Here is a 15,105-nt window from a genome sequence, read left to right on the forward strand (position 1 = left end):
TTGCGTTGGGGAAACACTCCGCCGCCCCCTCACATTCGCCCCAAAAAATTTTGGGGGGGGGGTCGGTTTGCGCTGCCCCCCTACCACACCCCACCACCTCGCCATGCTTGCCGTCATTCCTCGCGGTCAGATCCGTCCAGCAACTCCTCCAGCGCTTTTTGGGCTTCGTCGACACCCGTCCATGGATTGAGTGCCCCCGGGAGGTCAAGCACCGGGCGGTGCAGGTGGCGTTCGACCCTCTTGGCCAGGTCGATGGGATTCTCGGCGAGTCCGTGCTCAATCATGAGACTCGCTGACTGGCTCCACAGGGGGCCGTCCATGAGGTCGCGGATGGTGGCTGCCGCAGGTGGTGCGCCATCGCATGGATCCGTCACGGTCCACGAGTGCCGGCCGTGTCCCACCAGCGCTTCCTGAGCGCCCGGCAGCCGTACGGTGGCGGTTGCGCCGACCGGGATGACGGCCTCAACTGTGAGCTGGCCATCGGCGCGGCGCCATGCCACCGATGCTTCCCCGTACGGTGTGAGATGCCGGGCCGACGCGTGGGTGAGGGCATGATGGGGGACCGGCTGTACAACGATTCGCCGGTAGCCGGGCGCCGCAGGGGCCAGGCCGGCTACGGTGCGGTGAATCCAGTCGGCGACCGCTCCGAGCGCGTAGTGGTTGAACGAGACCATGCGGCCGGGATTGACCGATCCGTCCGGGAGCATGCTGTCCCACCGTTCCCAGATGGTCGTGGCCCCCATGCTGACGGGGTACAGCCATGAGGGACAGGCCTGTTCCAGCAGCATCCGGTAGGCAAGGTCCACCCGCCCGACCGAGCTCAAGGCGTCGGTCATCAGTGGCGTGCCGAGGAAGCCCGTGCCGATCCGGAACCCGTTGGCCCGGACCAGGTCCGTGAGCCGACGTCCTGCGGCTTCCCGCTGCTCAGCGGACGGAAGCAATGCCCACTCGATGGCCTGGGCGTAAACGGTCTGGGCGTCGCTGAGGATGCGACCGGAAGCGGTGACGTAGTGCCGTGCGTATGCCTCCCTGGTGCGCTCTGCCAGTTCGGCGTATCTCTGCGCTGCAGCTTCACGGCCGAGGAGGCGCGCCGCTTCGGCCACGATGTCAGCCGACCGGGCCAGGTAGGCGGTGGCCACCACGTCGGGATCGGCCTTCGCCGCGCCGGGCTCGTTCGGCGGCGCGCTCGGGTCCACCCAGTCGCCGAACTGGAACCCTCCCGCCCACACCCCGTCGGTGGTGAGCGATGCGACCTTGTCCACCCAGCGGCGCATGCTGTCGAACTGCGCGCCCAGAACCCCGGCGTCGCCGTATCGGTAGTAGAGCACCTCGGGCACCACGGTGGCGGCATCGCCCCAGCCACATGCCGGTGAGGACGCGAATGACCATCCCTTGGGGATCACGTACGGCAACGAGCCGTCGGCGTATTGCTCGGCAGCCAGGTCGGCCAGCCAGGACTCCAGGAAGCCGGCCACGTCGAACAGGAAACTTGCGGTCGGTGCGAAGACCTGGATGTCGCCGGTCCAGCCCAGTCGCTCGGCACGCTGCGGGCAGTCGGTCGGAATGTGCAGGAAGTTGCCGCGGGTGCTCCACACGACGTTGCTGTGCAGTTGTTCCAGCTGAGGGTCGGAGCAGGAGAACCAGCCTGTCCGACGCAGGTCCGACCCGACCACCACCGCTTCAACGTCCTCAACGCTCAACGTCGGCACGCCGGTGACCTCAGCAAAGCGGAATCCGTGGAAGGTGAGACTCGGCTCAAGCACAGCGTCCACCGAGGCGTCGATCACGTAACTGTCAGTGGCCCGTGCCTCACCCAACTGCCTGATGCTGAGCTCACCGTGCTCCAGCACCTCGGAATGCCGGACCACGACCTGGTCGGCCGCCTGCCCAGCCTGCACCCGCAGCCGTACCCAACCGACCAGATTCTGGCCGAAGTCCACCAGCGTCTTGCCGGACGCAGACTGGAAGACTTTGACCGATGGCAACACATCGGTCACCCGGACCGGCGCGCTGGTCGGCGCGACAAGTCTGCCGAGGTCCTCATCCAGCACTTTCACTGGCTCGGGAATGACCTGTCGACGGCGGAGGTCGGTGCACTGGCCGTGGTAGATGTCGTCCTCCACCACATGGCTTTCGTGAGCGGTCCAGCTGTCGTCGGTACCGATCAGCTCGACCGATCCGTCGCTGTAGGTCACTTCCAGCTGTGCCAGAAGGGCCAGCCGGTCGCCATACACTGGTTTTCCGCCGGGCACTCGCGAGGGCGCATTGGGACCACCGCGGTACCAGCCGTTGCCGAGCAGCACCTCAAGGGTGTTCTCGCCCTGTTGTAGCAACTGGGCGACATCGTAGGTCTGATACTGGAGCCGGTTGCGATAGCTGGTCCAGCCGGGTGCCAGGATTTCATTCCCGACTCGATGGCCGTTCACCGTCGCCTCGTAGACGCCGTGCGCGGTCGCATACAAACGCGCCGAGGCAATTTCGTCCCGAAATGTCATGATTCGACTCAGGGTCGGCGCTGCCGCTCCCACTGAGCCGTAGGAGCTCGGGGTGATGAACCGAGCCGACCAGTCCTCGGGGTGCAGCAGCCCCACCTCGATCACGGCCGGCTCGCTCCAGTCCGACCACGCCTTACCGCTGGCCACCCGGACGCGGACCAGGGCCCGCTGGCGGGCAGTGAGCGGCTCGAAAGGCCACGGCACCAGCACCTGCTCCGAGGACTCCACCCGTACCGGTGTACCGCCGTCCAGGTCCACTTCGTAGGCAGTTTGTTCCCACGCCGCATCCTGCACCGTGACCTGCCAGGACAGCCGGGGGCTGCCCGTCCCGATTCCGAGCGCTTCGTCGAGGTGCTCGAAACGAACCGAATTCACTGTCGGAAGCAACGCAGCGCCCAAAGTATCCTCCTGGTGTAATGATCGCGACGACCACCCGCCCGTCCGCGGCGGTCACCTCGCCGAAGCCCTGATGTGTCATCAAACCGTTCTGTTCGGACACTTTGCGGTAGCCCTCGCTGTGGACATAACCGTCGCCGCTCACAGGTTCTGGCCCAACAAGTGCGAGGCCGTCAGCTGGAGGTTCTTGTGTCTGTGGTGGTTCGTGAGACGGTAACCGGACGGACGTGGGTCAACCTCATCAGGCCGTGATCTCCAGCATGGGGACCGGGGGCCACGGTACTGGGTGGGCCTGGCTTCGGGTGCCGAGAAGTTTGGTGCCCAACCGGGGGTGTCGCCGTGCAAGGCGGTCTAGAAGGGGTCGCCGGGGCCGATGGTGCCAGCCCGCACGGTGCGTTCGGTGAATGCTGATTTGTCGTCGACTCCCACCATCATGGTGATGGTGTCGGACCCACCTCCACCACCGCTGGATCCATCCGTCGAGGTGGAACAGGCAGACAGTGCGGTCGCGCCGAGAACGGTACCGGCGGATGCGGCGAGGAAGCGTCGTCTGTTGAGAGATGTAGTCGACACAGACCTACTCGTGGTCCTTTCGTGCGGGTTTCAGGGAACAGCTGAACGAGGTGCAGGTTTTTCACCGCGTATCCGTATGTCGGCGTCGACGCGTTCTGTCGCGGGGCCGCGACTGCGACGTCGGCCGCATACGCGGCGCGCCCTTCGCGGTGCCTCCTCACGTACCTCACGCATCGTCAACGCGTGGGGACGAGCTCAAATGCGTGGATGATGCGACCGGTATCGCAGACTCTGACCTGATGTGATCGTTTCACTTAGGAAACCGGTTAACTAAAACTTCGGGGACGTTAGATTGCGGCACGCGAGGGTGTCAAGACTTTGCACACAGCACGCCGTCGCCGGGTCCGTGCAAGGGCCGGGGGTGTGGCGCCGAGAGGAGACCGTATGCCTGAACTGCCTGTCAGGGCCAGGCTGGTGGATGTCGCACAAGCGGCCGAGGTTTCCAAGGCCACCGTGTCCAAGGTATCGTCCGGCCAGTCCAAGGTGTGGGAGAAGAACGCCGAGTCCGCGCGGACCACGATCGTGCCGGTCGCCCCTATGGCCCGCACTTGCGATATCGCCTCGGCGGCCAGGCTCGCAGCTCCCTTGGTGGAGTCGGCCGACCCCTTGCGTAACCGCTCGGCCACAACGACCGGGGCCGCGAGCGGGTGGAGGCGACGACGATCTGGAAGTGGAGACCCCGCACCTCGGATCGTCGAACGCGGCGAACATCACTGCGGAGCCATGGGAGGACTTCACTTACGAGGTGCCTCGCTGGTCGGGCCGGACGGTAGCGTCAGAACTCCCATCCTCCCAGCTCAGCAGGCACCTCTCTGTGTGAGCCCCTCCCGCCGCCAGTCACGGACCGGTGGATCCAGGATGAGCGCGAAGCGCCGCCCCTGTCATCGCACGCAACATCCTCCTGACATCCCCTAATCCTCGCTAACAGTGTGCAGTCCGCTCGTTCACTAGCATCACGATCCACGGCCCGCAGCCGCACTTGGCCAGACGTGATTCTCCTGCCGCATTGGACGGGACCAAGCACTGGGGATATCCAGCCTAAAGGCCCTGAGATCGTGAACTACTGCTGATACTCGGACGAACTGTGCGGCATGCAAGCGATCTGCGGGGCTCGTGCTTCCAAGGCCACACAAGTGACAACGTCAGGAGACATGATGGGATCATCCCTGAGCCGCAGACACTTCATGCGAGGTGCGGCGGTCGCGGCCATGGCCGCGCCGCTCTCGCAGGTGGCTCCTGCGGCATCGGCCCGCCCCAAGCGTCATGGCGCGAAGGCGGACCCCCGCCTCCTCATGTTCAAGAAGTGGAACTACGGCCCCACGCCGCTGGCCGACTACAAGACCTACGTCGACGAGATCGTGGGCGATGGCTTCAACGCGATGAAGGTGCACCTTCCTTGGGCGAAGGTGGTGTCGAGGAGCGGAGCCGTGGACTACACGCTCTTCGACCAGCAGGTCGACTACATTCTCGGCAAGGGGCTCCGCTGCGCGATCGGGATAGATCTCCTACGCAACTTCGCCGACGGGCAGGACGCACTCCTGTCGACCAATGACCTCATGCTCGACCCCGTGGGCAGAGTGAACATCTGGCCGGCCAACCAGAACCTGTCCCAGTTCGCTCCCTCCAGCCAGACCGCCGTCGCTCGAGCCGCCGAGTTCGTCAACGAAGCCACCGAGCGCTATCACCAGCGAGTAGGCGACGGGATCGTCTTCTACGAAACCACTCTGTCTCAGTATGCGGAGACCGAGTATTGGAACGGTGTGTATGACCCGCAGACCAACACGTATGTGGCGGGTCACTACGACTACTCCGCGCCGGCGGTGTCCCGCTTCAGGGACGCCCTGGAGACGAAGTACAGCAGTATGGGGGACCTCAACAGCGCCTGGGGAACCAGCTACTCGTCGTTCGCGGACGTCCAGGCCCCGACCGGCTTCGCAGGACAAGCGGGTAAGGACTGGTACTTGTACCGTCACCACATGCTCGCGACGGCGGTGGAGAATTTTTCCACTGCCATTCACGACGTCTGCGGCACTCTCCGACACTCCGTACGGTTCGGATCAACGTACGACTCCCTGGCGCCATGGCGCGGGACGGTCCTGTTCCCGCAGCTCAGCCAGCACGCCGACGCAGTCCACGTGGACGACGCACCGACGTACAACCACCCCTTCGCCATGGACCTCCTCGGAAGCTCACTCCCATCGGGCACATGGACGGGCAACGAGATGGACGGCCCCGGATCCGCGGACGACACGACCTATCTCAAGCAGGCAGCCGAGAGCTTTGCCCACGGTGCCACAGTCCTCTGCGTCGCGAACTGGGGAAACTTGGCGACCCTCCAGGAAAGGCGCTCACTCTTCCAGACCATCGCGGCCGAGCACCTCGACGCAGAACCGATCGCTCTGGACCCGGGACTCGAAGTACCGGTCAGCGCCCAGGAGTTGCTGGCGACTGGCAGCAAGCCTGACCAGAGCACCTACGACAGCCTCTCGGGCACGGGGGCGAAGCGCATCAAGGTTCCGCTGATCGACGACCTCACGCGTAGTTGAGACGCGGGGCCGGTGGCGCGACGTCCGCTCCGGCCGACGGCCCGGCGTGGGCACCGGCGAGGACAGAGCCTCGTGTGCGGGGCGGCGGTGGACCGGCTCAGAAGGACATGCACGCGCAGGTCGGGGCCCGCCCCCTCAGCACTCGATGATGCTCACCGCGAGCCCGCCCTTGTACTTGACGGACATGTCCGCGCCCGTGTCTCTCATGGTCTTGATGACCTTGTCGAGGGAGACCTTGTGGGAGCCGTCGCCACGCATGGCCATGCGGGCCGCGGTGACGGCCTTGACGGCGGCCATGCCGTTGCGTTCGATGCAGGGGATCTGGACCGGGCCGCCGACCGGGTCGCAGGTGAGGCCGAGGTTGTGCTCCATGCCGATCTCGGCGGCGTTCTTGGTCGGGGCGGTCACCACTCGCCCGCCGGCCGCGTTCCACGATCATGCGGCCCGGGTCGAGTCCCGTGGAATGAGCCGAGGGCTGAAGACGCGGGTCTCGTGGACGTGTTCCTCACTGGCTTCGATCTCGTCCATGAGCAGTTGTACGGCGGTTCGGCCCAGGTCTTCCACCGGCTGCTGGATGGTGGTCAGGGGGGTGGCTGCCAGGGTCGCGACGTCCAGATCGCCGTAACCGACCACCTGCACGTCGCCGGGGACACGGATACCGCGTTCCGTCAGCCCCTGGCACATGCCCACCGCAAGGAAGTCGTTCGTGCAGAACACCGCGTCCGGGAGAGTGCTCAGGTCGCGGGCGACGGCGGCGCCCGCGGCGACCGTCATCTGCCCGGCGACGGCCTGGTCGAGCCGGGCATCGCGATGGCTGCGGATCGCCTGGCGGGCTCCCTGGTACCGGTCGGCGCACTGCCTGATCCCGCGACCGCCGTTGACGACGAGGACGTGCCGTGCACCTTTGTCCAGCAGGTGCTCCACGGCCAGACGGCCGCCGGTGACGTCGTCGACGGCGACCGAACAGCCCTCCTGCGGTGGCATCTTCCGGTCGGTCAGGACCAGCGGGATACCGCGTCGGCGCAGCCTGGTCAGGCGGTCCGGGTCGGCGCCGAGGGGGACGACGACGACGCCGACCGCGCGCTGCTCGGCGAGCATGTCGAAGTAGTCACGCTCCCGGTCGGGGTGATCGCCGCTGTCGCACAGGACGAGTGTGAAGCCGTGCTCGTACGCCGCCTCGGCCGCCCCCCGGGCGATACGGGCGTAGAAGGAGTTGACGATGTCCGGGAGGACGAGCCCGATGGATGACGCGCGGCCGTTGCGCAGGCCGGCCGCCGCCGGGTGCGGCACGTAGTCGAGGTCGGCGATCACGGACCGGACCCGGTCGGCAGTGCGGGCGCTGACGCGCTCGGGGCGGTTGAGGACGTTGGAGACCGTGGAGACGGAGACGCCTGCCGCGGCCGCGACGTCCTGGATACGCGCGGGGGGCCTGGTGGTCGTCACGCCGCTCATCCTCCGATCGCCTCGGTCTCGCCGGTGTGTGCCGTCTCCGCCGGTGGCGGTGCGGTCATGATAGTGACCGGGCCCAGCAGACCCGAGACCAGCTGCGAGGGAAAGGTCCAGGCGGTGGGGGTGGCCTCGCTGAAGTACGGGGCCAGCGTGTTGTACACCGTCACGTCGATGCGTACCGTGCGGCCGGCCGTGCCCCGCAGCGGGAAGCGGTACGGGGCACAGAATGCCTCGCCTGTCTTCTCGCCGTCGACGGCCACCTCGACGGAGCCGCGTACCCGGCCGAGGTCGAGCACGGGAGTCACCGCCGGGTCGGAGCCGGGCGGGATCGTCACCGTACGGGAGTAGCGCAGTCCTCCGCTCCAGCCGGCGAGTCCGATGCCGTGCCAGTCGGCCAGCGGGACGGGGGCTTCGGTGATGCGGACGGTGACCGGTCCGGACAGGGCACTGCCACCGCGGAGAGTAGCCGTGGGTTCGGTGACGATCTCCAGTTCCGCGGGTGCCTGCAGCGGCTGGTCCAGGTGGAGTGCGCTGCCGTCGAGTCGTCGCTCGGCGCCGTCCAGCGTCACCGCGGCGGCGAGCCGTAGGGGTAGATTCACCGCGATCGTGCCTGCGGGCAGTGTTGCCCGCAGGCGTTGTGGCGCCGGCACGGCGTCGTCGGTGGCACGCACCGTGTCCACGGTCGAGCCGAGGGCCGGAACGCCATGCAGCCATGCGGTGCCGTGCAGCGGGTGCGGCCGAGTGGCGGCGTAGCACGGCTGCAACTCGGTCCAGCGGCCCCGGTGTTCGATCGCCGCGCCCCGCCAGTCGCCCGTTTCGGCTTCCCAGCCGGCGCCGCTGACGAGGGCGATGACCGCGGATTGCGTACGGGCGACCAGGTCGGCGTAGAGCACGTCCCCGGCGTGGGTACTGTCGGCGATCAGCTCCAGCAGATGCTCACCCGCCGTCAGGTGCAATGCGTGGCGGAAGAACATCGGGGTCGCGCCCCAGGCCGACTCGTAGTACTCGACCTTCTCCTGCCGGGCCACGGTGGCGCCGTCCAGCAGCACGGTGACGCCGGTGGCCGCGCCGACGACGAGGACGGCCTCGGCGGCGTCGTGGTCGAGCCGGACCCGGGCACGGTAGACGGCTCTGCCCGACGGCCGTATCCCCGCGGGCAGGCGCATGAACTGGGGCCGGGGGGAGAACTCGCCGGGCCGGGTCAGACAGAAGTAGCTGCCGAGCGGTTCGGCGTCGGCGTCCGCGGTGAGTCCGGTGCGGACGTCGGCATCGAACAGCTCGTACTCGATGACGTTCAGCGGCTGGTCGACGTCGACGCGGACCGTGGTCAGATATCCGCTGCCGGTGGGGAGTTCCACACCGTTCCACCACAGGCGCTTGCCGGCCGTGGCGCCGACGTGCAGGTCGGCGGTGCCGAGCCGGTCCGCCTCGACGATGGCCCGGACCCGGGCGACCGTGCCGTCCGCCGGCATGCGGAGGCGCACGAACTCCTCGCCGACGAACCCCTTGTGGCCGAGTATGCCGTAACCGGGATCAGCCACTCCCCGGCTGGAAGAGTGGAGCGAGACCTCCCATCCGGCTGCGTCGTCGGTCAGCGGCGTCTGCCCGGCGAGGACGCGGGCGACGGCGTCGCAGTCCAGCGGGTCCGGCGCCTGCGCGACCGGGATCGGGGAGAGAACTCGGACGCGGTTGCCGTACGTCGCGCGCACCGTCTGCGCGGGGCGACCGACGATCCCCTCGGACCAGTGGAAGTTCCAGATCTGCAAGTCCTCGACGGACGACGCGGCGGGCAGCGCCATGTCACCCCAGGTGTTGTCCATAGTGGCGACGAGTCGACCGCGCCAACCCGTCGACAGGTCAGTCGTGACGACCGCAGGAGCGGGTGGTGCAGGCGTAGGGGCCGCGGTCGACGCCTCGCCTTCCCGCCAGGCCACGATTGCGGCGGGCGCGCCGTTCAGCGGCACTTCGATCCTGGAGCGCTGCCCGGACACCGTGACCTGGGCGGCCCGGCGTACTCCGGTGGCCGGGTCCCAGACCTCCGCCTCCGCCACGACGGCGTTCACCTCGACCGACGACATTCCGGCATAGCGCGCCGGGTCGAAGTCGAAGTCCTGCCATCGCCGGGTCGTGGCGTCGCGCAGCGGATGACCGCTGGCGTTCGGGAACGCCCCGGTGACCAGGGCGACGGCCTCGGTTCCCTGGCGGCGGACCAGGAGCGGGACCTCGCCGGTGGCGTAGTCGTACCGGCCGGCCACGGACTTGGCGCCGGACTCGGGGTCGGCGACGCGCTCAAGACGGGGGTGGGTGGCCAGCGCGGTGACCACGGAATCGTCTCCGTCGATACCGGCCGCGAAGGCCGGTAGCCGGCCGACGACCACGACCCGGCCGCCGGCGTCGAGCAGTGCGATGAGCTGTCGTGCCGTGGCGGTCTCCAGCACGCTCACGGACGGCAGCAGGACCGCGGAGAACTGCAGTCCGGCCACCTGCAGTGCGCCGTCGGCGACGTCGGCACGCTGGACGGAGTCGTCGTCGATGACGTCGAAGGCCACCCGCTGCCGGTCCAGTTCACCGATCCGGGTGTGGAACCAGTTGTTGGTGCCGCACAGCTGGAGATAGTGGCGCTGCGTCTCGTCGAGTTCCGCGTGCGCTGCGCCGGCCTGCCCGTCGCCGAAGTGGTCGACGGGCAGGTCCAGCGGCAGCAGCGCCTGCGCGGTGGTGGTCGGGTGCAGGACAGCGATGCCGGCGCTGTACCTACCCCACGACATGATCGATGCGATGCGGGAGACGGCCCGGGAGAAAGCCGGGTACTGCTTCCAGTACGGCTGGCGCCAGTCGGTGGAGGGCGGCGCCCATTCGAACCAACCGCCCGCGGTGCCGAAGTAGCTGGCATGCGGGTTGTAGAGGTTGGCGCCGCTGCGCAGGAAGGGCAGCAGCCAGTCGTACGTGTCCTCCAGCGTCCCGCCCCAGCCGGAGGAGTGGAACGCCTCGATCCACACCCGCTCGTGGCCGTAGAGGTGGGCCATTGACGAGTGGACCTTGGCGTCCCCTTCGTGGTCGCTGCCCGCGGCGCTGTACCAGCGGTGGGTGCGGAAGTAGTCGGTGTAGAGCTGGGTGGACTGCGTGGGGTATCCCGCCCGCGCCGGGTTGCTCTGGTCGGCGCCCAGCAGCATGCCGCGGCTGTCGTGCCATTGGCCGAGCGGCTTGAAGAGCGCTTCCTCGGTGAGCTCGGCGCGGACCGCGAAGTAGTCGGTACGCACCTTGGCGGCCTGCCGGCCACCGTGCCGGAACAGCGCGGGCAGGTGGTCGAGGAGGTCGTAGCCCCGGCGGGCCTTGAACTCCACGGGAAAGCGGGACGTCCAGGAGTTGGTGGCGGGCAGCTCGTCCTGGAAGCTGCCGGCGATGACGTTGCCCAGATGCTGCGGAACACGGCGGTCGTACTCGCCGTGGATGGTGTCCATCAGGAGACCGACGGCGTGCGGGTCCAAGTAGTCGAAGGCCGTCGGGACAGAGGTGACCAGGAGGACCTCGGTGTCATCGGGGGTGTCCGGGAGATGCAGTCGGCTGCCGTCCGCCCCGTAGGCGCCGATCAGTGTCTCGGTGCCCAGCAGGTCGACGCGACCGCCGGTGACGACGGCATCGCGGCAGCGCAGCGCCTGGCCGGCCGCCTCGGGGTGCCGGTGGGTGATGCCGCCCTGGACGTTGGCGCCGGAGAAGCCCACCTGGTCGTAGAACCACAGCCGCATGCCGAGCCGCTGCGCGATCTCGCAGGCGTCGGTGAAGCGCGCCCACCACTCCTCGCTGAACCAGGCCGGGTTGTCGGCCTTGGCGCCGAACGTGGGCCCTGCCGGGGCCAGGTTGATCACGACAAGGTTGTGGATGCCGCCTGCAGCGAACTTGCGCATCTGCCACTCAAGCCGTTCCCGGGTGACCTTGGCTCCCGACCACCACCACAGCGGTGTCGGACCGAAGTCGCGGGGCGGGTCCTGGAACAACTCGGTGAGGGTGCGGGAGAGCACAGTGCCGCGGTCCTTTCGCCGACTTCGGACACCCAACGACGTAGAACGTTTTTAGAAGCGTCACCGTACGCGTCGGACACAGACTGCACCAGCCCTCAATTGCCTCCATCGTGGGGGATTTGCCTGTTTTCTGGGCAGTCGAACCCGGTGATGAGAAGGTGATTCACCCGTCTTGAAAAACGTTCTAACCGGCTTTACGGTCACTTCCATCGCTCAGCCCCCTCGTGCGTTCACGTCCCCAATGAAGGATGCGTGACATGACCGGTGCTCCCACTGCGTCCCGGCCTGCCAAGCGCCCCATACCAGGGCACTACTGGAAACTCGCCACCTTGTCCGGTATGGCGTCGTATCTGGACTCGGGCCTGATCATCGCCGTCTCGGTGAGTCTCGCCATCTGGCGGGACAGCTTCGGGATGGGGGTATGGATGACCGGCGCGATCAGCGCCATCGTCACCTTCTGCATCGCCATCGGATCACTGGTCGGCGGCCGGCTCGCCGATCTGTTCGGCCGCCGCAGGGTCTACAACGCGGACATCCTCTGCTACGCGGTCGGCGTGACGGTGATGGCCTTCGCACCCAACGACATCGTCCTGCTCGGCGGGCTGACCCTCGCCGGCCTCGCCGCAGGTGCCGACCTGCCGACCTCGCTGGCGGTCGTATCGGAGGCCGTGCCTGCCTGGGCGCGCGGGCGGCTCATCGCCTTCACCCAGGTCATGTGGTCCATCGGTATCGGCATCGCCGTCGCGCTCGGCTACGCGCTGTCGGGACTCGGCGAACTCGGCACCCGGATCATCGTCGGCCATCTCGCTGTGGCTGCCATCGTCACCTGGTTCCTGCGGGCCCGGCTGCGGGTTCCCGAGGACGCCGAGGCCGATGACGAGCCACGTCCGGAAGCCGCCGCGGGCGCGTCCCGCGACTCGGCGGCGGTGCCGCAGGACATCCACCTGCGCAACCTGCTCACTAAGCGGGTCCTCATCCCGATGGTGGCGACCTTCTTCTTCTACGTCACGTGGGGACTGGGCGCCAACACCTTCGGCCAGTTCGGCACGTATTTCCTCGTCACCGTCAGCGGCGCCTCGCAGTCCGTCGCCACCGGCCTCGGCCTCGCGTTCCTTCCTGTCTCTCTGCTCATGGCCGTCGTCTTCGTCCGCTGTGCCGACACGCCCTGGCGGGACCGGCTGTTCCTGGTCGCGGGAGTCGTGCAGATCGTGGCCTTCGCCATCCCCAGCCTCACCAGCGGTGTGTCGCTGGCAGGGATGATCGCGTACCTCGTCCTCTACCAGCTCACCGGCCCCCTCGCCGGCGAGGGGAACTACAAGGTGTGGTCCCAGCTGACTCTGCCGCCCAAGACCCGCGGGACGTCGCAGGGACTCACCTACGCGCTGGCCCGGGCGGTCTTCGCCATCACGGCGTTCTTCACTCCGGCGCTCCTGGAGTACAGCGCGGGGCTGCTGCTGTGGTCGATCACCGCCTGTATGGCGATCTCCCTGCTGGTCGGCGTCTACATCGTCCGTGTCCTGGTCCCCAAGGCAGCGGCAGTCGCAGGCGCGGGCTCTCCGACCGAGGTGAGTACCGCGGTGCAGCCCGTCCCGGCATCGGACTGAGGCCCCGAGACAGCGCCCGAACACCTTTAGAGCTGCGAACAAGAAGATCGCGGTCGCACCTACACAGAAAGAAGGCACAGCTCCAATGACTCCGAAGGATTCCGCGCTCAGGACCGATGCGACCGAGCCGGACAAGGCCGTCGACGCGGACACGGCGGATCGGCCGGCAGCCTTGCACCGACTCCTCCCGCCCGCACCGCGCAGAGCGACACGCATCGGCCTGGTGGCGGGCGGCCTCGGTGCCTACTGGCCGCAGTTCCCGGACCTGCTCCCGCAGTTGCGAGAGTCGGCCCGCTACGTCACCGAGCGGTTCGAGGCACTGGACGCCGAGGTGACGGACGTCGGCTTCATATCGGACGCCCGCGAGGCCGAAAGCGCCGCCGAGCGGCTGCGCCAAGCGGACTGCGACCTGATCGTGGTGTTCCTCACCACCTATCTGACGTCGTCGATGGTCCTGCCGATCGCGCAACGCTCGGGAACTCCGGTCCTGGTGATCGATCTCCAGCCGACAGAGCGGATGGACCACGCGTCCTTCGACACCGGCTCATGGCTGGCCTACTGCGGCCAGTGCCCCGTTCCCGAAGTGGGCAATGTCTTCCGCCGTGCGGGCATCCCGTTCCGCTCCGTATCGGGCTGGCTCCGTGACCCCAACGCCTGGCGCCGCATCGAGCAGTGGGTCGCAGCGGCGAAGGTCCGAGCGGCGCTGCGGCACGCGCGCCACGGCCTGATGGGCCACCTCTACCCCGGGATGCTCGACGTCTCGACCGACATGACGCTGCTGTCCGCGCAGTTCGGCTCGCATGTCGAGGTCCTTGAGTTCGACGATCTACGGGTGCGGGTCGCCGACGTCACGGATGTGGAGGCCGAGGAGCGCATGGGCCTGGCCCGGGAGATCTTCACTCTCGACGACTCCGTTGTGGCCGAGGACTTCGCTTGGGGGGCCAGGGTCTCCGTCGGACTTGACCGCCTGGTCGAGGACTTCGGGCTGACCACGCTCGCCTACTACCACCGCGGACTCGGCGGCGAGCAGCACGAACGACTCGGCGCGGGAATGATCCTGGGCGCGTCGTTGCTGACAGCACGCGGCATTCCGGCCGCCGGCGAATTCGAACTGCGTACATCGGTGGCGCAGTTGGTGTCGGAGAGCCTGGGGGCGGGAGGCTCGTTCACCGAGATCCAGGCGCTCAATTTCGCCGACCGAGTGGTCGAGATGGGGCACGATGGACCCGCACATCTGACGGTGAGCGCACGGGATCCGCTGCTGCGGGGGCTGGGTGTGTACCACGGAAAGCGTGGGTGGGGTGTCTCTGTGGAGTTCGATGTGAAACACGGCCCGGTCACCGCGTTCGGGATCGGTCAGGACCAGGACGGCACCTTGGTGTTCATCGCATCGGAGGGCGAGACCGTGCCCGGGCCCCTGCTGGAGATCGGCAACACCACCAGTCGAGTCGACTTCGGCAGGGACCCAGGCGAATGGGTGGACGCCTGGAGCGAGACAGGTATCGGCCACCACTGGGCCCTCTCCACGGGCCACCGCACCGCCGACTACAAGGCAGCCGCGCACCTGATGGGGGTGCCCTTCCGGCAGGTGTGACTCAGACAGCCCACGACTTGCACCGTCGGCTGCCAGGCGGAGGGGTCTGCGACCCGGAACCGGTCGGCCTCGGCCTGCACCGCATGACGCCGCTTGAACTGGACTGAGCCGCCGGGCGGCTCAGCGTGCACGAAGCGCTGAACGCTGAGCCGCCTGCAGCTCTTCCGACGCGAGACCGACTAGTGTCCTGCGCCGGGAATTCGATCAAGATATGCAGCGAGGCGTTGGAGGATCTCGTCGGCGTCCTTGGTCCAGATGAACGGCTTGGGGTTGTCGTTCCACTGGGCGACCCAGGTGCGGATGTCGCGTTCCAATGCCTGGAGGTTCTTGTGGACGCCTCGCCGTATCCGCTTGTCCGTCAGCAGTCCGAACCACCGCTCGTCGGGTAGGACCGCTGCATTGCTGCAGCGGTCCCCCCTCAGAACCGGCCAT

The 15,105-nt window shown here is 67.7% G+C and carries 6 protein-coding genes and 3 pseudogenes; 4 read left to right on the forward strand and 5 right to left on the reverse strand.

Going from position 1 to position 15,105, the window contains the following annotated elements; all coding sequences use genetic code 11:
• Positions 1–113: 113 nt before the first annotated feature.
• Positions 114–2,894, reverse strand: a complete 2,781-nt coding sequence (locus tag ACWEKM_RS42445) for a family 78 glycoside hydrolase catalytic domain (RefSeq protein ID WP_451626652.1) — start codon at positions 2,892–2,894, stop codon at positions 114–116.
• A 1,862-nt stretch (positions 2,895–4,756) separates the two neighbouring features.
• Between ACWEKM_RS42445 and ACWEKM_RS42450 the strand changes: the two genes are divergently transcribed.
• Positions 4,757–6,010, forward strand: a complete 1,254-nt coding sequence (locus ACWEKM_RS42450; RefSeq protein WP_451626653.1) for a beta-galactosidase — start codon at positions 4,757–4,759, stop codon at positions 6,008–6,010.
• A 135-nt stretch (positions 6,011–6,145) separates the two neighbouring features.
• Here the strand turns inward: ACWEKM_RS42450 and ACWEKM_RS42455 are convergent.
• The 3 genes and pseudogenes from ACWEKM_RS42455 to ACWEKM_RS42465 form a co-directional block, all read right to left on the reverse strand.
• A pseudogene (locus ACWEKM_RS42455) lies at positions 6,146–6,403 on the reverse strand (L-serine ammonia-lyase, iron-sulfur-dependent, subunit alpha); the annotation flags it as partial.
• A gap of 42 nt (positions 6,404–6,445) precedes the next feature.
• The gene (locus ACWEKM_RS42460; protein WP_451626654.1) at positions 6,446–7,453 is read right to left on the reverse strand and encodes a LacI family DNA-binding transcriptional regulator; all 1,008 of its coding nucleotides are present in this window, start codon (positions 7,451–7,453) and stop codon (positions 6,446–6,448) included.
• 5 nt (positions 7,454–7,458) lie between these two features.
• Positions 7,459–11,475, reverse strand: a complete 4,017-nt coding sequence (locus tag ACWEKM_RS42465; protein ID WP_451626655.1) for a glycosyl hydrolase — start codon at positions 11,473–11,475, stop codon at positions 7,459–7,461.
• A gap of 257 nt (positions 11,476–11,732) precedes the next feature.
• On the opposite strand from ACWEKM_RS42465, the gene ACWEKM_RS42470 reads away from it, so the two are divergent.
• From ACWEKM_RS42470 to ACWEKM_RS42480, 3 genes and pseudogenes are all read left to right on the forward strand, one after another.
• Positions 11,733–13,079, forward strand: coding sequence for an MFS transporter (locus ACWEKM_RS42470; protein WP_451626656.1), 1,347 nt, complete (start codon positions 11,733–11,735; stop codon positions 13,077–13,079).
• An 85-nt stretch (positions 13,080–13,164) separates the two neighbouring features.
• Positions 13,165–14,673: an arabinose isomerase gene (locus ACWEKM_RS42475; RefSeq protein WP_451626657.1), complete on the forward strand. Its 1,509-nt coding sequence runs from the start codon at positions 13,165–13,167 to the stop codon at positions 14,671–14,673.
• A pseudogene (locus ACWEKM_RS42480) lies at positions 14,670–14,774 on the forward strand (ATP-binding protein); the annotation flags it as partial. The gene ACWEKM_RS42475 and the pseudogene ACWEKM_RS42480, both read left to right, overlap by 4 nt.
• Before the next feature lie 78 nt (positions 14,775–14,852).
• Here the strand turns inward: ACWEKM_RS42480 and ACWEKM_RS42485 are convergent.
• Positions 14,853–15,105: pseudogene (locus tag ACWEKM_RS42485) on the reverse strand (hypothetical protein); the annotation flags it as partial.

Source organism: Streptomyces sp. NPDC004752, assembly GCF_053601275.1.